The 23126-nt window shown below is 53.1% G+C and carries 22 protein-coding genes and 1 riboswitch; of the genes, 13 read left to right on the top strand and 9 right to left on the bottom strand.

The genetic code is table 11. From position 1 onward, the window contains the following. Nucleotides 1–222 precede the first annotated feature (222 nt). Nucleotides 223–1434 (top strand): aminotransferase class I/II-fold pyridoxal phosphate-dependent enzyme, encoded by a 1212-nt coding sequence (locus HV350_RS16420; RefSeq protein WP_181628926.1) that lies wholly within the window; start codon nt 223–225, stop codon nt 1432–1434. 15 nt (nt 1435–1449) lie between these two features. Then, entirely contained in the window at nt 1450–2916 is a 1467-nt protein-coding gene (gene nhaC, locus HV350_RS16415) for a Na+/H+ antiporter NhaC (RefSeq protein WP_181628924.1), read from the top strand. Nucleotides 2917–2980: 64 nt separating this feature from the next. Here nhaC and yvcK read toward each other — a convergent pair whose 3' ends face one another. Further along, nucleotides 2981–3889, bottom strand: coding sequence for a uridine diphosphate-N-acetylglucosamine-binding protein YvcK (gene yvcK, locus HV350_RS16410; protein WP_016152345.1), 909 nt, complete (start codon nt 3887–3889; stop codon nt 2981–2983). Between the two features lie 392 nt (nt 3890–4281). Further along, nucleotides 4282–4427, top strand: a riboswitch (molybdenum cofactor riboswitch). Here yvcK and moaA point away from each other — a divergent pair. The 6 genes from moaA to HV350_RS16380 all read left to right on the top strand — a co-directional run bounded on the left by moaA (nt 4415) and on the right by HV350_RS16380 (nt 7862). Continuing rightward, nucleotides 4415–5404, top strand: coding sequence for a GTP 3',8-cyclase MoaA (gene moaA, locus HV350_RS16405; protein ID WP_065554855.1), 990 nt, complete (start codon nt 4415–4417; stop codon nt 5402–5404). (Overlaps the previous riboswitch by 13 nt.) Before the next feature lie 19 nt (nt 5405–5423). Further along, complete coding sequence (gene moaB, locus HV350_RS16400; protein ID WP_016152347.1) at nt 5424–5936, top strand: molybdenum cofactor biosynthesis protein B; 513 nt, start codon at nt 5424–5426, stop codon at nt 5934–5936. A gap of 2 nt (nt 5937–5938) precedes the next feature. Continuing rightward, on the top strand, nt 5939–6424 hold the full coding sequence (gene moaC / locus HV350_RS16395; protein ID WP_003035188.1) for a cyclic pyranopterin monophosphate synthase MoaC: 486 nt from the start codon (nt 5939–5941) through the stop codon (nt 6422–6424). Next, the gene (gene moaD / locus HV350_RS16390) at nt 6417–6662 is read left to right on the top strand and encodes a molybdopterin synthase sulfur carrier subunit (RefSeq protein ID WP_016152348.1); all 246 of its coding nucleotides are present in this window, start codon (nt 6417–6419) and stop codon (nt 6660–6662) included. The genes moaC and moaD overlap by 8 nt, the downstream gene beginning before the upstream one ends. Before the next feature lies 1 nt (nt 6663). Beyond that, nucleotides 6664–7116 carry a molybdopterin synthase catalytic subunit MoaE gene (moaE, locus tag HV350_RS16385; protein ID WP_046274634.1) on the top strand — a complete coding sequence of 151 codons (453 nt, stop codon included), beginning with the start codon at nt 6664–6666 and terminating at the stop codon, nt 7114–7116. Nucleotides 7117–7157: 41 nt separating this feature from the next. After that, on the top strand, nt 7158–7862 hold the full coding sequence (locus HV350_RS16380; protein ID WP_003831536.1) for a Bax inhibitor-1/YccA family protein: 705 nt from the start codon (nt 7158–7160) through the stop codon (nt 7860–7862). A gap of 39 nt (nt 7863–7901) precedes the next feature. On the opposite strand, the gene HV350_RS16375 is transcribed toward HV350_RS16380, so the two are convergent. Genes HV350_RS16375 through HV350_RS16365 form a run of 3 tightly spaced genes read right to left on the bottom strand, consistent with a single transcriptional unit; the run spans nt 7902 to nt 10863 of the window. Continuing rightward, nucleotides 7902–8864 carry a YbhN family protein gene (locus HV350_RS16375; RefSeq protein WP_016152350.1) on the bottom strand — a complete coding sequence of 321 codons (963 nt, stop codon included), beginning with the start codon at nt 8862–8864 and terminating at the stop codon, nt 7902–7904. Then, nucleotides 8864–10105 (bottom strand): cardiolipin synthase ClsB, encoded by a 1242-nt coding sequence (gene clsB, locus HV350_RS16370; RefSeq protein WP_016152351.1) that lies wholly within the window; start codon nt 10103–10105, stop codon nt 8864–8866. Before clsB ends, HV350_RS16375 begins: the two co-directional genes overlap by 1 nt. Then, nucleotides 10102–10863 carry an endonuclease/exonuclease/phosphatase family protein gene (locus tag HV350_RS16365; RefSeq protein WP_016156057.1) on the bottom strand — a complete coding sequence of 254 codons (762 nt, stop codon included), beginning with the start codon at nt 10861–10863 and terminating at the stop codon, nt 10102–10104. Before HV350_RS16365 ends, clsB begins: the two co-directional genes overlap by 4 nt. Before the next feature lie 131 nt (nt 10864–10994). Between HV350_RS16365 and HV350_RS16360 the strand changes: the two genes are divergently transcribed. Further along, nucleotides 10995–11405, top strand: a complete 411-nt coding sequence (locus HV350_RS16360) for a YbhQ family protein (protein ID WP_016152353.1) — start codon at nt 10995–10997, stop codon at nt 11403–11405. Here HV350_RS16360 and HV350_RS16355 read toward each other — a convergent pair. The 5 genes from HV350_RS16355 to cecR are packed head-to-tail and all read right to left on the bottom strand — an operon-like array spanning nt 11367 to nt 17008. Further along, a complete protein-coding gene (locus HV350_RS16355) occupies nt 11367–12473 on the bottom strand; it encodes an ABC transporter permease (protein ID WP_008784194.1) in 1107 nt (368 codons plus the stop codon). The genes HV350_RS16360 and HV350_RS16355 overlap by 39 nt on opposite strands. Before the next feature lie 10 nt (nt 12474–12483). After that, nucleotides 12484–13617, bottom strand: a complete 1134-nt coding sequence (locus HV350_RS16350; protein WP_016156059.1) for an ABC transporter permease — start codon at nt 13615–13617, stop codon at nt 12484–12486. Then, entirely contained in the window at nt 13610–15346 is a 1737-nt protein-coding gene (locus tag HV350_RS16345) for an ATP-binding cassette domain-containing protein (protein ID WP_181628922.1), read from the bottom strand. Before HV350_RS16345 ends, HV350_RS16350 begins: the two co-directional genes overlap by 8 nt. Continuing rightward, a complete protein-coding gene (hlyD, locus tag HV350_RS16340; RefSeq protein WP_142417722.1) occupies nt 15339–16334 on the bottom strand; it encodes a secretion protein HlyD in 996 nt (331 codons plus the stop codon). Before hlyD ends, HV350_RS16345 begins: the two co-directional genes overlap by 8 nt. Then, the gene (cecR, locus tag HV350_RS16335) at nt 16331–17008 is read right to left on the bottom strand and encodes a transcriptional regulator CecR (protein ID WP_016152358.1); all 678 of its coding nucleotides are present in this window, start codon (nt 17006–17008) and stop codon (nt 16331–16333) included. Before cecR ends, hlyD begins: the two co-directional genes overlap by 4 nt. 221 nt (nt 17009–17229) lie before the next feature. Here cecR and rhlE point away from each other — a divergent pair, with 221 nt between their 5' ends. The 4 genes from rhlE to HV350_RS16315 all read left to right on the top strand — a co-directional run bounded on the left by rhlE (nt 17230) and on the right by HV350_RS16315 (nt 23065). Continuing rightward, nucleotides 17230–18573, top strand: coding sequence for an ATP-dependent RNA helicase RhlE (gene rhlE, locus HV350_RS16330; protein WP_181628921.1), 1344 nt, complete (start codon nt 17230–17232; stop codon nt 18571–18573). Nucleotides 18574–18669: 96 nt separating this feature from the next. Further along, nucleotides 18670–20820 carry an ATP-dependent DNA helicase DinG gene (dinG, locus tag HV350_RS16325; protein WP_046274637.1) on the top strand — a complete coding sequence of 717 codons (2151 nt, stop codon included), beginning with the start codon at nt 18670–18672 and terminating at the stop codon, nt 20818–20820. A 29-nt stretch (nt 20821–20849) separates the two neighbouring features. Beyond that, a complete protein-coding gene (ybiB, locus tag HV350_RS16320) occupies nt 20850–21818 on the top strand; it encodes a DNA-binding protein YbiB (RefSeq protein WP_181628919.1) in 969 nt (322 codons plus the stop codon). 161 nt (nt 21819–21979) lie between these two features. Next, nucleotides 21980–23065, top strand: coding sequence for a malate/lactate/ureidoglycolate dehydrogenase (locus tag HV350_RS16315; protein WP_181628917.1), 1086 nt, complete (start codon nt 21980–21982; stop codon nt 23063–23065). Nucleotides 23066–23126 lie beyond the last annotated feature (61 nt).

The following is a 23126-nucleotide window of genomic DNA, read 5'->3' as shown; positions in this document are numbered from 1 at the left end:
TTCTATTGCCATTTATTATTCTTAAAATTAATGCACTCACTCTAATTGATTCTTTGCTGAATTGATTTTTGTTTTTCAGCTTTGTGAACCTCATCGTTTTATTCTTTACATTCCTGACGATTCTTTCAGCATTTTGGCAGCAAGCAAAAGGCTGTCATTGTTCCTTTTTTTTATAATTGTCCTGTTATAGAAATTTCCCTGACGAAAATATAAAGGAAAATTATGAAAGAGATAATATGCAATTACGCTGAGAATGATTATGCCGTTCAGGACGCCATGATATGTTCTGGCGTTGGTGAACAACACCAGAAAAATTTTGGTGCAGTCAGCCCTCCGCTAGTAAAAACCAGTCTGTTTGTGCAGCAGAGCTATCAGCAATACTGTGATGATATGCAGCACGAAGCTGAACGGTACATCTATTCCCGGGGGCTTAACCCAACAACGGAACTGTTAGAGCATAAACTGGCAGCGTTGGAGCGTGGCGCGGCCTGCAAAGTTTTTGGCTCGGGCATGGGCGCGATAAGCGCAACATTGTTTGGCCTGCTGAAAAGTGGCGACCATATTATTCTGGTGAATAATGTTTATGGTCCAACAGTTGTGCTGGTGAAGCAAATGCAACAACGCTTTGGTATTGACTATGACATTGTTCTCAGTGGCGATGTCGAGGATATTCGGCAGAAAATAAAGCCGAATACTCGTATGATATACACGGAATCCCCAGGAACAATGACCATGCGAGTTGTGGATCTGCAGATGATAGCAGGGTTGGCGAAAGAGAATAATATTATTACTGCCATTGATAATACTTGGGCTACGCCACTCTTCCAAAAGCCATTGACTCTTGGTTTCGATTTAGTGCTCCACTCTTGTACTAAATATATCGGCGGTCACAGTGATTTAACGGCGGGTGCTGTGGTAGGCGCAAAAGTCTATCTTGATATTATTCGTGATTTTTCACATCAGCTTCTTGGCGCAGTGCTGGCCCCGGATAGTGCATGGTTAGTGATTCGCGGTTTACGAACGTTGCCGCTGCGCATGAGACAACATCAGAATAATACCTATGCAATTCTTACTTTTCTCAATAGCAGAGCAGAGGTTGAGAATATCTGTCACCCCCTTATGGCTGATGCAAAACAACGTGAAATTGTTTCACAACAAATGTTTGGTACTTCTGGTCTCATTAGTTTTGAACTTAAAGATGGCAGTTTTGAAAAAGTTAAAGCCATTATTGATAGTTGTAGAATTTTCAAACCGGGGTGCAGTTGGGGGGGATATGAAAGCCTGATTATTTCTCCAAATCGCGGTTATAACCAGGATGTAATATGCAAAGATGGGATGGCGCCTGGTTTAATTAGGATTTCAATTGGACAGGAATCTCCAGAGATGTTAATCGCGGACTTAGAGAATGCGTTTGATTCTATAAAAACATATTAATAGCGGGAAAATAACATGGTAAGCACAAATAAGCAACCGAGCTTTTATGCAGCATTGATGTTATTAGTGGCTATTTTCCTGGTTTTCTTTATAGGTATTGGGGTTTTAAATTACCCAGTTGAATTTATCTTAATTGTTATTACGATTATTACAGGTTTTTTTGCCAGATACTATGGCGCGGGCTGGAAGGAAATTCTCCAGACTTTTATAGAAAAAATAAAAGATGCCGTCCCTGCAATGTTAATTCTACTGTCGATCGGTATGTTGATTGGATGCTGGATGGTTAGTGGTACCATTCCGTTAATGGTCTATTATGGCCTGGAAATTATCAACCCAGCTTACTTATATCTTACAGCTTTTTTAGTGACGGTTTGCATCTCGACATTTACAGGCACTTCATGGGGGTCCGCAGGAACAATTGGTGTGGCGTTGGTTGCCGTTGCTGCGGCGATGAATGTGTCATTGCCGATTACTGCTGGAGCCGTTATCTCCGGTGCCTACTTTGGTGATAAATTATCTCCTTTATCAGATACCACAAACATGGCCGCGTTAGCTGCGGGGGCTGAGCTTTATCAAAGTATTAGAAATATGTTGTATACATCGGTTCCTGCTTTTTTGTTTGCCTGCCTGGGGTTTTATATCGCGGGGTTAGATTTAAATGTGGTAAATTCAATCCAACTAGATACTATCCCGGTCATGAAAAAAGCGCTAAACTCATTATTCTGGCTTAACCCCTTATTAATATTACCGACATTGCTGGTCTTTATTGGTGCGATAAAAAAATGGGATACCATTATTGTCTTGATCGCATCTTCTTTTTTTGCTCTGGCAATATGCGCAATTTTTCAGCCGTTTACCATGATGGACCTCGTTCAAGCATCGATTAATGGCTTTAATACCAATATGATCAGCAATTTTTCAGATGTCGCGATGAATGAATCTACGACTAAAAATATTAATATATTGCTTAATCGTGGCGGTATGTATTCAATGGTTAGCCCAATTGTGGTTATGCTTTGTGCATTTATGTTCGCTTCGGCACTTGATGTTTCTGGTGGCCTTAATGTACTGCTTGGGCGACTGGTTCAGAAATTAAAAACGGTGACCAGTACTCTGTTGGCGACAATGTTCACAAGTTCTCTATTAGTTGCCTGCACTGGCAATGCAGTCATCAGTTTCTTTCTGGTGAAGAATATTTATGATCCTTGTTTTAAAAACAAAAAATTGCATATGGTTAATATGTCCCGATCAATGGAGTCTGGAGCCACGCTACTTGAAGGACTTTTCCCTTGGACAATTTCTGGTATGTTCACGGCGAAGACGCTGGGGGTGGCGACGCTGGATTATGCACCCTGGGTTTTGTTCAATTTAAGTTGCCTGGTTATGGCCGTATTCTTTGCCATTCTTGCCCGGTGGTCTAATTTTGGCACAAGATACGAAGAGCCAATATCCGCCGAGCAGGTACCTGTGCTGAGAGGTTAATGCAGTAAGCCACAAGTACAATCCTCATTACGATGAGGATTGTATGCTAATCACGCACTTGGGATTACCCCAGCGCCTGTACCGCTTTCTCCAGCGCGTAATGCAATAGCTGGCGGTCATGACGGTAGGGAATGTCGCTGGCTTCCAGCACTTCCTGAATAACAACGCGGTCGGTAACGGTGGATACATCCACTTTCGGGCCCACAACCACCGCATCAATCACTTTCCTGCCAACGTACTGTTCAATGATTGCCAGCTTATCGTTAAGCGTCAGGCTGGCTGCTGGCAGGCTTAACTCACGACCCAGATTGCCGATGTAGACCATCGGGGCAGGTGTGCGACGTAATGCCTGCGCCAATTCGTCGAGCAGCAGGAGCGGCATCAGGCTGGTGTAAAAACTGCCGGGTCCGATCAAAATCAAATCCGCTTCGGCGATAGCTTCAACTGCCTCCCGCGTGGTGGGGACTTTTGGCGACAGCATCAGTTCCTGAGGCGGGATGGTGAGCTGATCGATATTCACTTCGCCATAGACTTCATGTCCCTGATCGTCGATAGCCATCAGATCCACCGGCAGCTCCGACATCGGAATTAAATGCGCGTCAACTTTCAGCAGACTACGAATTAAATTGATGGCTTCCAGAGGCCGCACACTGAGGTGATCGAGCGCCTTTAACATCAGATTTCCGAGGTTATGCCCGGAAAGCTCACCATTACCGCCAAAACGATACTCAAACATGGCGGATGCAACGCTGGGTTGAGTAATTAACTGGTTCAGACAGTTACGCATGTCTCCCCAGGCAATGCCTCCTTCAGAGCGACGAATACGACCTGTCGACCCGCCGTTATCGGTCGTGGTGACGATCCCCGTCAGGCGTGAACCTAAAGGGGAAAGAGAGGAGAGAACGCGTCCCAATCCATGCCCTCCGCCGAGAGCGACAACGCGGTCCAGATCTGCCAGCGTGCGAGTGCGCATATATTTTCCTGATATCAATTAATCGGCGCTACAGTAACGTAAATAGTGTGTTTTCAGCAATTATCCAGGCGGAATCTGGCGTAATTTTTTTCTGCGATCTACTCCTTTCTGACGAGATTCACCTGCCGGCAAGATGATGTATATCAATGCAAAACTGTGGTTTTTGCTTATTCTGTAGCGAAATTGCACGATCATGTCGCTATGCATGTATTTATACAGCGAAAGTGTACATGGCAAAAGCGTCATTTACACGCTAGTATCGGCATAACCACAATGTACTCTGAATAATTTGAGTTGCAGGAAGGCAGTGAGGGAGAGAATCCCCCGTAAGCGGACATAAGTACGTGACTGGGGTGAATGAACAAAGCCCACGCTTCTGCAATTTGAAGTATGACGAGAATAAACACTCTAGCCTCTGCACCTGGGTCAAATGATACGGTGCTTTGGCCGTGACAATACTTGAATAAGTTTGTCACCAGGGCGTAGGAAGAAATGACTACGTCTCCCGTATTTGGAAAGGTGTACATGGGCTCTCAACTTACCGATGCTTTCGCACGTAAGTTTTACTACTTACGTTTGTCGATTACCGATGTGTGTAACTTTCGTTGCACCTACTGCCTGCCGGATGGCTATAAGCCCGGCGGTGTCACCAATAACGGCTTTTTGACCGTTGATGAAATTCGCCGCGTCACGCGCGCGTTCGCCAGTCTGGGAACGGAAAAAGTGCGTCTGACAGGGGGCGAACCTTCATTGCGTCGCGACTTTACCGACATTATCGCCGCCGTGCGCGAAAACGATGCCATCCGTCAGATTGCGGTGACCACTAATGGTTATCGTCTGGCGCGTGATGCCGCTGCCTGGCGCGATGCCGGACTGACCGCACTTAACGTCAGCGTCGACAGCCTCGATGCCCGTCAGTTTCACGCCATTACCGGGCAGGACAAATTTCAGCAGGTGATGGCAGGCATTGACGCAGCCTTTGATGCGGGTTTTGAAAAAGTGAAAGTCAATACCGTGCTGATGCGCGACGTAAACCATCATCAACTGGACACCTTCCTGGCGTGGGTTCAGCCCCGTCCTATCCAACTACGCTTTATTGAACTGATGGAAACGGGTGAGGGCAGCTCTCTCTTCCGTAAACACCATATCTCAGGCCAGGTCCTGCGCGATGAGCTGCTGCGTCGCGGCTGGATCCACCAGATCCGACAGCGCAGCGACGGCCCGGCTCAGGTTTTCTGTCATCCTGACTATGCTGGTGAAATTGGTCTGATCATGCCTTATGAGAAAGACTTCTGCGCCACCTGCAACCGTCTGCGCGTTTCCTCTGTCGGCAAGCTGCATCTGTGTTTATTTGGTGAAGGCGGCGTAAGCCTGCGTGATTTGCTGGAAGATGACGCTCAGCAGTCGGCGCTGGAAGAACGCATTTCAGCCGCGCTGCTGGAGAAAAAGCAGACTCATTTCCTGCATCAGAACAATACCGGTATTACGCAAAACTTATCTTACATTGGCGGCTGATCGCTAAAAGGAGTTTTTCATGAGTCAGGTAAGTGCTGAATTTATCCCGACACGCATTGCTATTCTTACTGTTTCCAACCGTCGCGGCGAAGAAGATGACACCTCCGGCCATTATCTGCGTGACTCGGCGCAAGAGGCGGGTCATCAGATTGTCGACAAGGCGATCGTCAAAGAGAACCGCTACGCCATTCGCGCCCAGGTTTCTGCATGGATTGCCAGTGAGGATGTGCAGGTTGTGCTCATTACAGGCGGCACGGGCTTAACCGAAGGGGACCAGGCGCCAGAAGCGCTGCAACCGCTGTTCGACAGAGAAGTCGAAGGGTTTGGTGAAGTATTTCGTATGCTGTCGTTTGAAGAGATTGGCACCGCGACGCTGCAATCCCGGGCGATTGCCGGAGTGGCCAACAAAACGCTGATTTTCGCCATGCCGGGGTCGACTAAAGCGTGTCGCACCGCATGGGAAAATATCATTGCGCCGCAGCTCGATGCCCGTACGCGTCCGTGTAATTTCCACCCACATTTGAAGAAATAAGTATGTCGCAACTGACTCATATTAACGCCGCTGGCGAAGCGCATATGGTGGATGTCTCCGCCAAAGCGGAAACCGTACGCGAGGCGCGTGCAGAAGCATTCGTGACCATGCGTAGCGAAACGCTGGCGATGATTATCGACGGCAGCCACCATAAGGGCGACGTTTTCGCCACGGCGCGTATTGCCGGTATTCAGGCCGCCAAACGGACCTGGGATCTTATCCCGCTGTGCCATCCGCTGATGTTGAGCAAGGTTGAAGTTAATCTGCACGCCGAGCCGGAACACAACCGCGTACGCATTGAAACGCTGTGTCGCCTGACCGGGAAAACCGGCGTCGAAATGGAAGCGTTAACGGCGGCCTCCGTGGCAGCGTTGACCATCTACGATATGTGCAAAGCGGTGCAAAAGGATATGGTGATTGGTCCGGTGCGTCTGCTGGCTAAAAGCGGCGGCAAATCGGGAGATTTTAAGGTGGATGCGCATGATTAAGGTTCTTTTCTTTGCTCAGGTACGGGAATTGGTGAACACGGATGCGATAGAAGTCGCCGCTGAGTTTGCAACGGTAGAAGCGCTGCGCCGGAGTCTTGCGGCAAAAAGCGATCGCTGGGCGTTGGCGCTGGAAGACGGCAAGCTGCTGGCCGCGGTAAACCAGACGCTGGTCAGTTTTGACCATCCCCTTAATGCGGGTGACGAAGTGGCTTTCTTCCCACCGGTAACCGGAGGCTAAGATGGCTGAAACGCGAATTGTTGTTGGTCATGCGCCGTTCAGCGTCGGGGATGAGTATCCCTGGCTGGCCGAACGCGATGAAGATGGCGCGGTGGTCACTTTCACCGGTAAAGTCCGCAATCACAATCTCGGCGATAGCGTGCAGGCGTTAACGCTGGAACACTATCCGGGAATGACCGAAAAAGCGCTGGCGGAGATTGTCGACGAAGCGCGTGCGCGCTGGCCGCTGGGACGAGTAACGGTCATTCATCGCATTGGCGAACTGTGGCCGGGTGACGAAATCGTTTTTGTTGGCGTGACCAGTGCGCATCGCAGCAGCGCGTTTGATGCCGGGCAGTTCATTATGGATTATCTGAAAACCCGCGCACCGTTCTGGAAGCGCGAGGCCACGCCAGAAGGTGAGCGCTGGGTTGATGCCCGCGACAGCGATAAGCTAGCAGCAAAACGCTGGTAGAGTACAATTGGTGTAGGCTCATACTGATTCAGGAGATTGTCATGGACCGATTCCCACGATCCGATTCTATTGTACAGGCCCGTTCCGGCCTGCAAACGTATATGGCGCAGGTGTACGGCTGGATGACCTGCGGATTGTTGCTGACGGCGTTTATCGCCTGGTATGCAGCAAATACGCCCGCGGTGATGATGTTTGTCTTCTCCAGCAAAATCACCTTCTTTGGACTGATCATCGCCCAGCTAGCGCTGGTGTTCGTCCTGTCCGGCATGGTGCAAAGGCTCAGCGCGGGAATGGCGACCACGCTGTTTATGCTCTATTCGGCATTAACCGGGCTGACGCTATCAAGCATTTTTATCGTCTATACCTACTCGTCTATCGCCAGCACCTTCGTGGTCACCGGCGGGATGTTCGGGATCATGAGTTTGTACGGCTACACCACCAAACGCGATCTCAGCGGTTTCGGCAATATGCTGTTTATGGCACTGATCGGTATTGTGCTGGCCTCGCTGGTTAACTTCTGGTTGAAGAGCGAAGCGCTGATGTGGGCGGTGACCTATATTGGGGTGATTGTGTTTGTCGGCCTGACCGCTTATGACACGCAGAAGCTGAAAAACATCGGTGAGCAGATCGACCTGCGTGACAGCTCCAATCTGCGTAAATACGCAATTCTTGGGGCCTTAACGCTGTATCTGGACTTCATCAACCTGTTCCTGATGCTGCTGCGTATCTTCGGCAATCGTCGTTAATTCTCTGTTGCCGGATGGCGTAAGCCGCCATCCGGTGAATCATTTCGCCATCGCCTTCTCGTTTTTTACCCGCAACTTTTTCGCCCGACTCTCCAAAAGCAAATAGCACATCAGCGCCAGCAGCAGCGGAATAAAATAGTACAGCACGCGATACGCGAGCAGGGCGGCAATGATTGTCCCCTGAGAGGTATTCTCTCCTGCCAGCAGCGCCATAAAGACCGCCTCCAGCACACCAATCCCCGCCGGAATATGCACGATAACACCGGCAATACTGCTCACCAGTAGTACGCCCAGCACGAAGAAATAGTTGATATTCTGACCCAGCAACAGCCAGATAATCGCCCCCATTACCATCCAGTTAGTACCGGATATCGCCATTTGCGCGAGGGCAAATTTCCAGGAGGGCAGTACCAGTTTTTGGCCCTTGATGGTGATGTGGCGATGTTTAGCGAAAGCGCAAAACCACAGATAAACAACAATCATCAGCAGCAGCGCAATGCCTAAGAGGCGTAGCGTACCTTCATCGATATACCAGTGCGCGGGCAGTTCAACGACGCCGAAGGTGAAAATAAAACCGCCCAGCAGAATATAGCCCAGCCAGTTGGTGGTAATGCTCAGTGAAAAAATTCGCGTAATTGTGCTCCCCGGTAATCCGAGACGCGAGTAGAGACGATAACGCATCCCAATACCGCCCACCCATGTGCTTAACGTCAGGTTGAAGGCGTAACAGATAAACGACACCAGCATGACCTGGCGTTTTGCCAGCTTGTGCCCGCAGTAGTAGCGCCCGAGCAGGTCATAGCAGCCGTAAAGTAAATAACTGACGATCACCAGCCCTACGGCGCTGAGCAGGGCGATCCGATTGTAATCGCGGATTACCGTCCACACTTCCTGCCAGTTGACCTTACTGGCATAAACGACCAGCAATACGATGACCGCAATAAAAAATAGCCATGTGAGGATCTTTTTCGCTAAGCGCCAGCGTCGGTGGTTTTTTGGCATCAGGTTTCCCCTCCTGCATCCTCAGTCGGAATACGATCCTGGGTTTCCAGAGTTGGCTGTGCGGGTGGTTCTACCTCGGCCAGATGCGGGGTATGCGCCGGTAGCCAGCCGACCAGCGCCGGGAAGTGGCGTAAAAAGTGGAAGGCCAACACGCTTTTGGTCAGGTTCCACCAGGTGCGTTTTGGCAGCATTGATTCATCAACTCGCTTGCAGTCCTGCGCAATAATGGGGTTCAGGTTGTCACGCAGGGTCTGGTTAAACGTGCGGTCATGAATAATAAGATTTGCCTCCAGATTGAGCGACAGACTGAGCGGGTCGAGATTGCTGGAACCTACCGTCGCCCAATGATCGTCCATTAGCGCGACTTTACCATGCAGGGGCTTACGCCGGTATTCATAGACATGGACGCCGCCTTTAACCAGATAGTTATACAGCAGGCGGGCACCCACTTTCACAATCGGCATATCCGGTTCACCCTGGACGATGAGTTTTACCCGAACACCGCGTCGCGCAGCTTTTCGTAGGGCATGCAGCAGGCGATAACCCGGAAAGAAATAGGCATTGGCAATGATCACTTCCCGCCGGGCCTGGGTCAGCATTTTCAAATAGTGGCGTTCAATATCATCGCGATGCTCTTCGTTATCGCGCCAGACAAACAGCGCCTGCGCTTCGCCAGGCCGATGATTTTCAATTGCCCGGTGATGACGTCGCCACCAACGTCGTACGGCGCTCTGTCCCGGTAAGTTATCCAGCACGAATTTCAGGATGTCGGCCACGACTGGACCTTCCACGCGAACGGCATAATCCTGCTTGGCCTCGGGACCGTAATCAGACATGTGTTCAGCGGAATAATTAATACCGCCGACAAAGGCAACACGGTCATCAATGACCACAATTTTGCGATGCATACGGCGAAAGAGATTGGTGCGCATACCGAACAGACGCGGGCGCGGATCGTAGTAGCGGAAAACAACGCCAGCTACGGTCAACTCTTCGACAAAACTGTCGCTAAGATCCGGCGAACCGTAACCGTCCAGCAGCACCTCTGCTTTGATTCCGCGCTGGGCGGCTCCGAGCAAGGCGGCATGCAGCTGTTTTCCGACCGCATCTTCAAACCAGATAAAAGTCTCAAGGATAATTTTTTGCTGTGCCTGTTCAATGGCGTCAAAGACGGCGGGATAGTATTGATCACCGTTTTCCAGCAGTTGAATTTGATTGCCTTCACGCCAGCCATTTTTCATAAATGAATCTCCGCACTCAGGGGGGCATGATCGGACAAATGTCGCCAGTGACGCAGCGCCAGCGTCGTTGGGGTACTGGCATTCGCGTTTTTCACATAGATCCTGTCCAGACGCAGCAGGGGAAACTGCACCGGAAACGTCCTCGCCGGGCGACCGTGGGCGCGGGTAAAAATCTCGTCAAGGCCGGCCCTGGCTTTCAACGGGTGATTGGCCGTTTGCCGCCAGTCGTTAAAATCTCCGGCGATCACCACGGGCTCCGCGTCGGGCAGGGCATTGACCCAGTCAGCCAGCATAGCGAGCTGGGCCTGACGGTGTGCTTCACGCAAACCGAGATGCACGCACATGACATGAATTGGGTGCGAGAGCATTGGCGGCACGATGCGGCAGTAGAGGACCCCGCGCTTTTCACTCGCGCCGACGGACACATCGCGATTTTCATAATGTTCAATGGGATAACGCGACAACACCGCGTTACCGTGATGCCCTTGCGGGTACACGGCGTTACGCCCGTAGGCGAAGTCGCTCCACATGGTGTCCGCCAGAAATTCGTAGTGGGTGGTATCCGGCCAGTTCTCAATCTGCAGCGAGTGAGCATCGTGCGCGCCCATAACTTCCTGCAGGCACACAATGTCTGCCCCGACCGTTCTGACAGCCTCCCGTAGTTCAGGCAAAATAAAACGCCGGTTGAAGGCGGTGAACCCTTTGTGAGTATTAATGGTGAGCACATTGAATGAAAATTGAACTCCCGATCCGCTCATGAGCCTCCCGTTGGCGTCACTTCCTAAATAAAATAGTGTAGTCGTCGTCACAAAAAGATGCGGTGTTGCGGAATTTTCCGTAAAGTCCGGTACTCTGAATAATTAGTTGAAAATCCTTCAGGAGAAAAGCCATGAGGTGGCAACAACGTGTTCGTGTCGCAACGGGTCTAAGTTGCTGGCAGATTGTGTTGCATTTACTGGTAGTGGCGTTGCTGGTAATGGGCTGGATGAGCGGTACGCTGGTGCGCGTCGGCCTGGGATTATGCGTCGTTTACGGCGTAACGGTTTTATTAATGCTGGCCTTGCAACGTCACCATGAACAGCGCTGGCGCGACGTAGCTGATGTGCTGGAAGAACTGACTACCACGTGGTATTTCGGTGCCGCGATGATCGTACTGTGGTTGCTGTCGCGCGTGCTGCAAAACAACGTCTTGCTGGCCCTGGCGGGGCTGGTGATCCTTGCCGGACCCGCCGTGGTCTCGCTGTTGGCGAAAGACAAAAAGCTACATCACCTTGCGTCTAAACATCGCATACGCCGCTGAGCCGGTCGTGGCCGCTATCACCAACAGCGGCCACAAACTTCCCCACACAATCTGCAGACTCGCATCCTTCAGGTAAATCTGTTTCGTGATGTCCGTAAAATGGCGGATTGGGTTTATCCACGTCAGATTCTGTAGCCAGACCGGCATATTTTCGACCGGCGAGACGTAGCCTGAAAGTAAAATCGCCGGCATCATAAACACAAACACGCCGATAAACGCCTGCTGCTGGGTGGCACACAGTGATGAAATCAGCAGACCAAAGCCGACCAGCGACAGCCCGTAAATCACCATCGTGAAATAGAACAACCCCAGTGAACCGGCAAACGGAATGTGATAAGCCCAGATGCCGATCGCCAGCACAATGGTGGCCTGAAACGTTGCCACAATTAACGCGGGCACCGCTTTACCGATGAATATCTGCCAGGTGGTAAGCGGGGAGACCAGCAGCTGATCCAGCGTGCCTTGCTCGCGCTCGCGGGCAACCGAGAGCGAAGTGACGATCATGACGCCGATGGTGGTGATCATGGCGATCAGCGACGGAACCACAAACCATTTGTAATCCAGATTCGGGTTATACCAGTTACGCACCACCAGCTCGCTGTTGTTCGGTTTCGGCTTGCCGTCCATCAGCTCCTGCTGATACTCCTTAACGATCTGCTGCAGATAATTCGCGGCAATTTGCGCACTGTTAGAGTTACGCCCGTCGAGAATAATCTGCATGGGAGCCTGCTGGAAGGTATCCAGATTACGCGAAAAGTTGGCCGGGAAGCGCACCAGCAACAGGGCTTTTTGCGTGTCGATGGTGGGCTGGATCTCCTGCGGGCTTTTCAGCAGCAGAACGTGCGTAAAGGCGCTGGCGCGAGCGAAGCGCTGGGTTAGTTCCACCGAATGTTTACCGTTGTCTTCGTTATAGATAGCGATAGTGGCGTTGGTGACTTCCAGCGTGGCCGCGAACGGGAACAGAATAACCTGAATCAGCACCGGTAAAATCAGAATGGCTCGCGTCTGCGGTTCACGTAACAGTGATTGCAGCTCTTTACGAATTAATGTCCATAAGCGATGAAACATGCCCGTCCCCTTAATCCAGCCGACGTTTGGTTTTAAGCCACGTCAGGCCAATAAACATCACCGCCGAAGCGATTAAAAACAGCACGTTGATAATCAGCACCACCGGAATATTTCCCGCCAGAAACAGGCTTTGTAGGGTGCTGACGAAATAACGAGCCGGAATAATATAGGTTACTGCCCGGATAATCGCCGGCATGCTGTCTATCTGGAAGATAAATCCCGACAGCATAATCGAGGGCAGGAAGGCGGCGTTTAGCGCGACCTGCGCGGCGTTAAACTGATTGCGGGTGATGGTGGAGATAAGCAACCCCATGCCGAGCGTGCTGAGCAGAAACAGGCTGGTAATGAAAAACAGGATCAGCAACGAACCGCGATAAGGCACGCCGAGAATAAACACCGACACCAGCATACACAGCAGCATCGCCAGCATGCCCAGAAAGTAATAGGGGATCAGTTTGCACAGCAGCAGTTCGACGCGGGTGACTTCGGTAGACAACAGCGCTTCCATGGTTCCGCGCTCCCATTCGCGCGCCACCACTAATGAGGTGAGGATAGCGCCAATAACCGTCATGATGATGGTTACCGCCCCGGGAATAATAAAATGTTGGCTGATGGCCGCCGGGTTAAACCAGTAGCGGGTCTGCACGTCGATCAAAGGTTCAAATGATTCTCCGCGATCTTCCGCCCGCTGTTGTTGCCAAATCTGCCAGATGCCTTCGACATAACCCTGCACAAAGTTAGCGGTATTCGGTTCACTGCCGTCGGTGATCACCTGGATCGGCGCCACGTCGTTGGGTCGCGCCATCTGCTGGGCGAAATCCACCGGGATCACCACCAGCCCGCGAATGCGCCCGGCCTGCATTTTCTCAATCAATTCCTGACGGTTATCGCTGATGGTGGCGTCAATATACGGTGAACCGGTCATGGTATGGGTAAAATCCAGCGCCTCTTCGCTTTGCTGTTCGAGCAAAATCCCTACCCGCAGCTTGCTGGAGTCGAGGTTGATCCCGTAGCCGAAGATAAACAGCAGCAGCAGCGGGATCACCACCGCAATCAGCCAACTGCTGGGATCGCGGACGATCTGGCGCGTCTCTTTCACGCACAGTGCGCGTACGCGACGCCAGGAGAGAACGGAGTTACTCATGCGTATGCTCCTTATCCCAGTCATTGATTAGCGTGATAAACGCCTGTTCCATGGTCGGGTCTGGCGTCTCACTGTCAGCAGACTGAGCTTTCAGGTCGTCCGGCGTACCGCTGGCAATCAGTTTGCCGCGATACACCAGCCCGATGCGATCGCAGTATTCTGCCTCATCCATAAAGTGGGTGGTCACCATCACCGTGACGCCTTTTTCCACCATGCTGTTGATATGTAACCAGAACTCCCGACGGGTGAGAGGATCGACCCCGGAAGTGGGTTCATCGAGGAACAGAATGTCGGGTTCATGCATCAGCGAACAGGCCAGCGCCAGGCGCTGTTTAAAGCCCAGCGGCAGTTCGTCGGTGGCGTGGGAGGCGATACTCTTCAGGCCGAATGCCTCGCTCATCCGCTCGATTTTCTCCTTCTGCGCCCGACCGCGCAGGCCGTAGACGCCGGAGAAAAAGCGCAGATTCTGTTCAACCGTCAGGTTGCCATACAGGGAGAATTTCTGCGCCATATAGCCCAGATGCTGGCGCGCTTTACCGGAGCTGACCTTCAGGTCCATGTCCAGCACCAGCGCTTTACCCGAAGTGGGGACCAGCAGGCCGCACATCATTTTAAAGGTAGTGGATTTGCCCGCGCCGTTGGGTCCTAACAAACCAAAAATCTCGCCGCGCTGCACGGCAAAGTCTACGTGGTCGGTAGCGGCAAAATCGCCAAATTTTTTGGTCAGCGCTTTGGCTTCGATCACCGTTTCACCAGGCGTGCCTTCCACGGTATGCAGGATAGCGCCCAGCGGGGACTCCGATGTTCCGGCCCCGCCGAGTAAATCGATAAAGGCATCCTCGAAGCGGGGGGCGGTTTCGTTGATAGTTATCTCCGGCATGCCGTCAGCGTTTTGAATCTGCTGGGCCGTCGCTTCTTTTTTCAGGATTAAGCGGACGGATTTCCCCTGAATCATCCCGTCGCTAACCTGCGGCAGTTTTAACGTGCGTTGCAGCAGTCGGCGGTTATTTTCCTGCGAACTGCTCATCAGGAAGCTGCGACCCGACATGGTTTGCGTAAGCTGAGTGGGATCGCCCTGATACAGCAATTCACCTTCGTTCATCAGCAGCACATCACGGCATTGTTCAGCTTCATCCAGATAGGAAGTGCTCCAGAGGATCAGCATGCCGTCCCCGGCCAGTTCATGAACCATTTGCCACAGTTCGCGACGGGAAATAGGGTCGACGCCTACGCCAGGCTCATCCAGCAGTAACACGCTGGGTTCACCGACCAGTGTACAGGCAAGTCCGAGCTTCTGTTTCATGCCGCCGGAAAGCTTGCCGGCCAGGCGTCCGGTAAACGGCCCCAACGAGGTAAATTCCAGTAGCCGGGCAAAGGTTTTTTCTCGCGCTTCACCGGTAACGCTACGTAAATCTGCATAGAGATTGAGGTTCTCCATGACGGTCAAATCTTCATACAGACCAAATTTCTGCGGCATGTACCCCAGTACCGCATGCAGCGCGCTGTCGTCTTTGATGGGATCAAAACCAATTACCGTTGCGCTACCGGCGTCGGGTTTCAACAGCCCTGCCAGCATTCGCATCAGCGTGGTTTTGCCAGCACCATCCGGCCCGACCAGCCCGGTCACGTAGCCCGCATGAACGGTACAGTCGAGCGGGGCGACGGCCGGTTTATCCATTCCGGCAAAGTTTTTCGTCAGTCCATTCAGCGTAATGACGGCGTCATTCATGCCGTGCCTCATCGCTGAACTTTATCGTTACCGGCATTCCCTGGCGCAGCGCATCGTCCGCGTCGGTCACCACAATACGCAGGCGATAAACCAGGTCGGTGCGCAGGTCAGGGGTCTCGACTGTTTTTGGGGTAAACTCGGCGGTGGGCGACACGAAGCCGATTTTACCGTGATACGGTTTGTCCGGACGGCCATCGGTGTAAAGCAGGATTTCGCGTCCTGGCTGCGCCTCGCTCAGATTTCGTTCGTCAACGTAGGCTCGAACCCATACCGGACGCGTGAGTGACAGCGTCAGTACCGTGCCCCCTTCGTTCAGCATGCTGCCGGGTTCGACCGCACGGGTGAGTAACGTGCCGTCAGACGGCGAGGTCAGCGTGGTGTCATGCAAATTAAGCTCTGCCTGGGCCAGCTCGGCCTGAGCTTGTTCGAGCGTGGCTTTCGCCTGCTCGATGTCCTGCACACGATTACCGCTGCGGTATTGGCTGAGTTTATCCTGTGCGGATTTCAGAGAGGCCAGCGCCTGATCGCGTGATGAACGGGCGTTTTCCAGATCGTTGGCGGAGATAGTGCGGCTTTTCCACAATCCCACCTGCCGATTGTAAAAGTTTTGCGCGTAATCATAGGCTGCCTGCGCCTGTTTGACTGCCGCTGCGGTTTGCGCGATCTCCTCTTCACGATACCCTGCCAGCATCAGATCGTATTGCGCCTGCGCGGCGGCAACATTCGCTTTTGCCTGCATTAATGCGTTTTCATACGGTGCACGGTCCAGTTCGCCCAGCACCTGACCGGCGGTAATGGCATCGCCTTCGTCAACCGCCAGCGAGGCCAGCCTGCCGCCGACGCGAAAACTCAGGTTGACGCTACGGATATCGACATTGCCGTACAGCGTCAGACCGTTATCTTGCCGACTTTGATACCACCACGTTCCACCGGCAATCACGGCAACGAGGGCCGCGATGACCAGCCCGAGAACGACAGGTTTTTTCATGACTCCAGACTCCTTTGCGTTAAACCTTGCAGAATAAGATCGATGTGACAGGTGATCGTTTGGTCAATCAGCGCGGTTTTATCCTCATCAAATTGTGACCAGCCCGTACGCAACAGAATGGTTTCTTTCCCCAGACGAAAGGCCAGTACCTCGCCGAGTAGGGCGTGGGTGTGCAGGATCATTTGGGTATCGTTGGCATCGCCGCCGGTATAGGCAGCAATCAGGCGCGTCAGGTGAGTATGTAGCGGATTGATAACCTGGTCGTGCACCAGTTGATAAGCCGCGGTGGGGGAAAGCTGTTCGCGCGAAATAAATTTGCTCAGGTTAACGGTATCGTCCTGGGTTAACAGCATGATCATATTTTTGCAGGCGCGGAGGATAAGTTCGCGCATCGCGCCACGATCCGGTTCCGGCTGAGCAAACAGACGCTCGGCTTCTTCAGCGTGCGGGCGAAACTGTGAGCCGATAAAATCCGCAATCCACTGGGCGCAGGCGAGATATAAATCCTCTTTTGAGCCAAAATAGTAGGTGATGGCAGCAATATTTTGCCCGGCCTGCGCGGCGATATCGCGAGTAGTGGCGTGCAGACCATACTCGCCAAACTGCGCCAGCGCGGCGGCAATGAGCTGATTTTTCGCCTGTTCACCTTTGGTTGTCATGGTGGGTGTATTCATAGCACGACTCAGATCTTAATCAATCGATTGATTAAGATTATGACTGATGTGTAACCTTGTCCAGTCCGGACCGTTATTTTTCAGCGCAGGGATAATTTATGCGGCACATCACAAAAACTGCTACACTCCGCCCCTTCATGACATTGTGGTTTTTGTCATCTTTATTATATGTATCTCCCTGAAAACGACACCGGTAACGGTCAGGGTGGTTCGGAGTTGTTATGTCTTTTGATTCCCTTGGTTTAAACCCTGATATTTTACGTGCCGTTGCCGAGCAGGGTTACCGTGAACCTACCCCTATTCAGCAGCAGGCGATCCCTGCCGTGCTGGAAGGCCGCGATCTGATGGCTAGCGCCCAGACCGGTACGGGGAAAACGGCAGGTTTTACCCTGCCGCTGTTGCAGCACCTGATTACCCATCAGCCGCATGGCAAAAGCCGTCGTCCGGTGCGTGCGCTGATCCTCACGCCAACTCGCGAACTGGCGGCCCAGATTGGCGAAAACGTACGTGATTACAGTAAGTATCTGAATATTCGCTCGCTGGTGGTCTTCGGCGGCGTGAGCATTAACCCGCAGATGATGAAGCTGCGCGGCGGTGTGGATGTGCTGATCGCCACGCCTGGTCGTTTGCTCGATCTGGAACACCAGAATGCGGTGAAACTGGATCAGGTTGAGATTCTGGTACTGGATGAAGCTGACCGCATGCTGGATATGGGCTTTATTCATGATATCCGTCGCGTTCTGGCGAAACTGCCGGCAAAACGCCAGAACCTGCTGTTCTCAGCAACGTTCTCTGATGATATTAAGTCGCTGGCCGAAAAGCTGCTGCACAATCCGCTGGAAATCGAAGTGGCGCGCCGTAATACCGCGTCAGAGCAGGTGACTCAGCACGTTCATTTCGTTGATAAAAAGCGTAAACGTGAACTGTTGTCGCAGATGATCGGTCAGGGCAACTGGCAGCAGGTGCTGGTGTTTACCCGTACCAAACATGGTGCAAACCATCTGGCGGAACAGCTGAATAAAGACGGCATCCGCAGCGCGGCGATCCACGGTAACAAATCTCAGGGGGCGCGTACGCGTGCGCTGGCTGATTTTAAATCCGGTGATATTCGTGTGCTGGTGGCGACCGATATTGCCGCGCGCGGTCTGGATATTGAAGAGCTGCCGCACGTGGTGAACTACGAGCTGCCAAACGTCCCGGAAGATTACGTGCACCGTATTGGTCGTACCGGTCGTGCGGCCGCTACCGGCGAAGCGTTGTCTCTGGTGTGCGTTGATGAACACAAGCTGCTGCGTGACATCGAGAAGCTGCTGAAAAAAGAGATCCCGCGAATTGCGATGCCTGGCTACGAGCCGGACCCGTCCATCAAAGCCGAGCCGATCCAGAATGGTCGCCAGCAGCGTGGCGGCGGTGGTCGCGGTCAGGGTGGAGCTGGGCGTAGTCAGCAGCCGCGTCGTCAGGATGGCGGTGCGCCAAAAGCGAAACCGCGTAGCGGCGAAGGCAAACCGGCGGGCGATAAGCCTCGTCCACCGCGCCGTCCGCGCAAACCGTCTACAGCGCAGTAATTGCGAGCCCGGCCGGAAGGTCGGGCTTTTCTTTTTGCGACACGTATCAGAAAGTGCCACAATAGTGGCTGTTTATACAGTATTTCAGGTTTTCTCATGGCACTAACGGCTGCGCTAAAAGCGCAAATTGCCGCCTGGTATAAGGCGCTTCAGGAACAGATCCCCGACTTTATTCCCCGTGCGCCGCAGCGGCAGATGATTGCTGACGTCGCGAAAACACTCACTGGGGAAGAAGGGCGGCATCTGGCAATTGAAGCGCCGACCGGGGTGGGGAAAACGCTGTCGTACCTGATTCCCGGTATTGCCATAGCGCGTGAAGAACAAAAAACGCTGGTGGTCAGTACCGCCAACGTTGCTTTACAGGATCAGATCTACAGCAAAGATTTACCGCTGCTGCGCAAAATTATCCCCGATCTGCGTTTTACCGCCGCGTTTGGTCGCGGGCGTTATGTCTGCCCGCGTAATTTAGCGGCGCTGGCCAGTAGCGAACCCAATCAGCAGGATCTGTTGGCCTTTCTCGACGATGACCTGACGCCCAACAACCAGGAAGAACAAAAGCGCTGCGCCAGGCTAAAAGGCGATCTCGACAGCTACAAGTGGGACGGGCTGCGCGATCACACGGATATCGCTATCGACGACGGACTCTGGCAACGCCTGAGCACTGATAAAGCCAGCTGTTTGAATCGTAACTGTCACTACTATCGTGAATGCCCTTTTTTTGTCGCCCGCCGTGAGATTCAGGAAGCCGAAGTGGTGGTGGCTAACCACGCGCTGGTGATGGCGGCCATGGAAAGCGAAGCTGTTTTGCCGGAGCCGAAGAACCTGCTGCTGGTCCTTGATGAAGGTCACCATTTGCCGGACGTCGCGCGCGATGCGCTGGAGATGAGCGCAGAAATCAGCGCCCCCTGGTATCGACTGCAGTTGGATCTGTTTTGCAAATTAGTGGCCACCTGCCTGGAACAGTTTCGTCCAAAAACCACGCCGCCGCTGGCGAATGCCGAGCGTCTGAACGGTCACTGTGAGGAACTGTATGAGCTGATTTCATCGCTCAATAACATTCTTAATCTGTACATGCCTGCGACCCAGGAGGCGGAACACCGCTTCGCGATGGGCGAACTGCCTGCGGAAGTGATGGAGATTTGTCAGCGTCTGGCGAAGCTAACAGAAATGCTGCGCGGTCTGGCGGAACTGTTCCTCAACGATCTCAGTGAAAAAACCGGCACCCACGATATTGTGCGTCTGCATCGGGTTATTTTGCAGATGAATCGGGCGCTGGGCATGTTTGAGGCGCAAAGCAAACTGTGGCGGCTGGCTTCGCTCGCGCAGTCGTCAGGCGCGCCGGTGAGTAAATGGGCGACGCGCGAAGTGCGTGACGGGCAGATCCACGTCTGGTTCCACTGTGTGGGGATCCGCGTGAGCGATCAGCTTGAACGACTGCTGTGGCGCAGCGTACCGCATATTATCGTGACCTCCGCCACGCTGCGTTCGCTCAACAGCTTCTCGCGTTTGCAGGAGATGAGCGGGCTGAAAGAAAAAGCAGGGGACCGGTTTATCGCGCTGGATTCACCGTTTAATCACGTTGAGCAAGGCAAAATCGTCATTCCGCAGATGCGCTACGAACCGTCAATTGATAACGAAGAGCAGCATATCGCGGAAATGGCCGCCTATTTCCGCGAACAGCTGGAAAGTAAAAAGCATCAGGGCATGCTGGTACTCTTTGCCAGCGGTCGGGCAATGCAGCGTTTTCTTGAGCACGTTACCGATCTGCGTCTGCTGTTGCTGGTACAGGGCGACCAGCCGCGCTATCGACTGGTGGAGCTGCACCGCAAGCGGGTGACCAACGGCGAGCGTAGCGTACTGATTGGGCTGCAATCTTTTGCCGAAGGTCTGGATTTGAAAGGCGACTTGCTGACCCAGGTGCATATTCACAAAATTGCTTTTCCGCCTATCGACAGCCCGGTGGTGATCACCGAGGGCGAGTGGCTGAAAAGCCTGAACCGCTACCCCTTTGAGGTGCAGAGCTTGCCCGCGGCGTCATTCAATTTGATCCAGCAGGTTGGGCGACTCATTCGTAGCCACGGCTGCTGGGGAGAAGTGGTTATTTATGACAAGCGTTTATTGACCAAAAGCTATGGCAAGCGTTTACTGAACGCATTACCCATATTTCCGATAGAGCAACCTGCTGTGCCAGACGTTATAGTAAAACCAAAAGAAAAAGCGAAACCCACGCGTCGCCGTCGGCGTTAACGATGCGAGCAACAGGCAAGGAGTTATCGATGGATTACCGCAAAATCATCAAAGAGATTGGGCGAGGAAAAAATCACGCGCGTGACCTGGATAAGGATACCGCTCGCGGACTGTATACCCATATGATGAACGGCGAGGTGCCCGATCTTGAGATGGGCGGTGTACTGATTGCGCTGCGTATTAAAGGCGAAGGCGAAGCGGAGATGCTGGGCTTTTACGAAGCGATGCAGAACCACACCATTCGCCTGGCTCCGCCAGTGGCCAAACCCATGCCGATTGTCATTCCCAGCTACAATGGCGCGCGCAAGCAGGCAAATTTGACTCCGCTGCTGGCGATTTTACTGCATAAGCTGGGCTTCCCGGTGGTGGTGCACGGCGTCAGCGAGGATCCAACCCGCGTGCTGACTGAAACCATTTTTGAACTGATGGGGATTGCGCCGACGCTGCATGCCGGGCAGGCGCAGGCAAAGCTGGATGGTCATGAGCCGGTGTTTATCCCGGTGAGTGTGCTGTGTCCTCCGCTGGAAAAACAGCTGGCGATGCGCTGGCGAATGGGCGTGCGTAACAGTGCGCATACGCTGGCTAAATTAGCCACGCCGTTTGCCGAAGATGCCGCGCTGCGTCTTTCCAGCGTTTCTCACCCGGAATACGTATCGCGCGTGGCGAAATTTTTCGGCGATATCGGTGGGCGTGCCCTGTTGATGCACGGTACCGAGGGTGAAGTGTACGCCAACCCGCAGCGCTGCCCGCAGATAAGCCTGATAGATTCGTCCGGCGTGCGAGTGCTACAGGACCGGCAGAGCGAGATGCCCGATGAGCCGGTCCCGCTGCCGGTGGCTAAAGACCCGGAAACTACCGCGCGCTGGATTGAGCGTTGTCTGGCGGGCAGTGAGCCGGTTCCGGCATCGCTGAAAATCCAGATGGCCTGCTGCCTGGTAGCAACCGGTGAATCCGCGACGTTGGCTGAAGGACTTGGCCGCGTCGAGCAAAGCTTCTGATTTTTCTTTCTCCCGACGGGTCCTTTGCCTGGCCCGTCGCTTTACGCCTTCCGGCAACGTGAAATTTCTGCACGTTTATTGATCTCCTGAGCGCTGTGGCGCAGCATAGTTTGTTGAAAAATAAGAACCACAATCAACACGCGACACAACAGGAGATAACAATGAACAGTGGACATCGCTTCCATGCGCCAACACTGCACGCCTTTATCCAGGCCGTTTTTCACCAGATGGGAAGCAATGAGCTGGAGGCGCGGCTGGTGGCCGATCATCTGATAGCCTCTAACCTCGCCGGCCACGACTCCCACGGTATCGGCATGATCCCAAGCTATATTCGCTCATTTTCGCAGGGACACCTGCAGATCAACCGCCATGCCAAAGTGGTCAACGATGCGGGAGCGGTGATTACGCTTGACGGCGACTGCGCATTTGGTCAGGTGGCGGCCCACGAGGCAATTACGCTTGGGATCGAAAAAGCGCGCCAGTACGGTATCGCTGCCGTGGCATTACATAATTCGCACCATATTGGACGCATTGGCTACTGGGCGGAGCAATGTGCGGCGGCGGGTTTTGTTTCGGTGCACTTTGTGAATGTGGTAGGGATCCCGATGGTCGCACCGTTTCATGGCCGCGATAGTCGATTTGGCACCAACCCCTTCTGTGTGGTGTTCCCACGTAAAAATACGTTCCCGTTGTTGCTGGACTATGCAACCAGCGCCATCGCGTTTGGCAAAACCCGTGTGGCATGGCACAAGGGTGAGCCGGTGGCTCTGGGATGCCTGATTGATGCTAATGGGGTACCCACAACCGATCCTGCCGTAATGCAGGTCTCTCCGCTGGGGTCGTTGCTGACCTTCGCCCAACACAAAGGTTATGCGCTGGCGGCAATGTGCGAAATTATGGGGGGAGCGCTTTCTGGTGGTAAAACCACACATGAAGAGAGCCTGCAGACCAGCGCGGACGCCATCATTAACTGTATGACGACCATCATTATGAATCCGGAACTGTTTGGCGCGCCGGACTGCGACAACCAGGTCGCGGCCTTTGCTAAGTGGGTGAAAGCGTCCCCCCATGCTGAAGATGCCCCGATCCTGTTGCCAGGGGAGTGGGAGGTGAATACTCGTGAAGAACGGCTGGAGCAAGGTATTCCGCTGGATGCCGGAAGCTGGCAGGCGATTTGCGAGGCGGCGTTGCAAATAGGGATGCCAGACGCCGTGTTGCAGGAATTCCGTCAAAGACTGGAACACTAAGCAAAAAAAAGCCCGTCCAGTGGCGGACGGGCAAACAAAGGGTAACAAACAGGGTCAATGA

The sequence above is a fragment of the Citrobacter sp. RHBSTW-01013 genome, assembly GCF_013781985.1.
Lineage (GTDB): Bacteria > Pseudomonadota > Gammaproteobacteria > Enterobacterales > Enterobacteriaceae > Citrobacter > Citrobacter braakii.
Note: the sequence above shows the minus strand (reverse complement) of the source record. Positions and strands in the feature narration are given on the sequence as shown.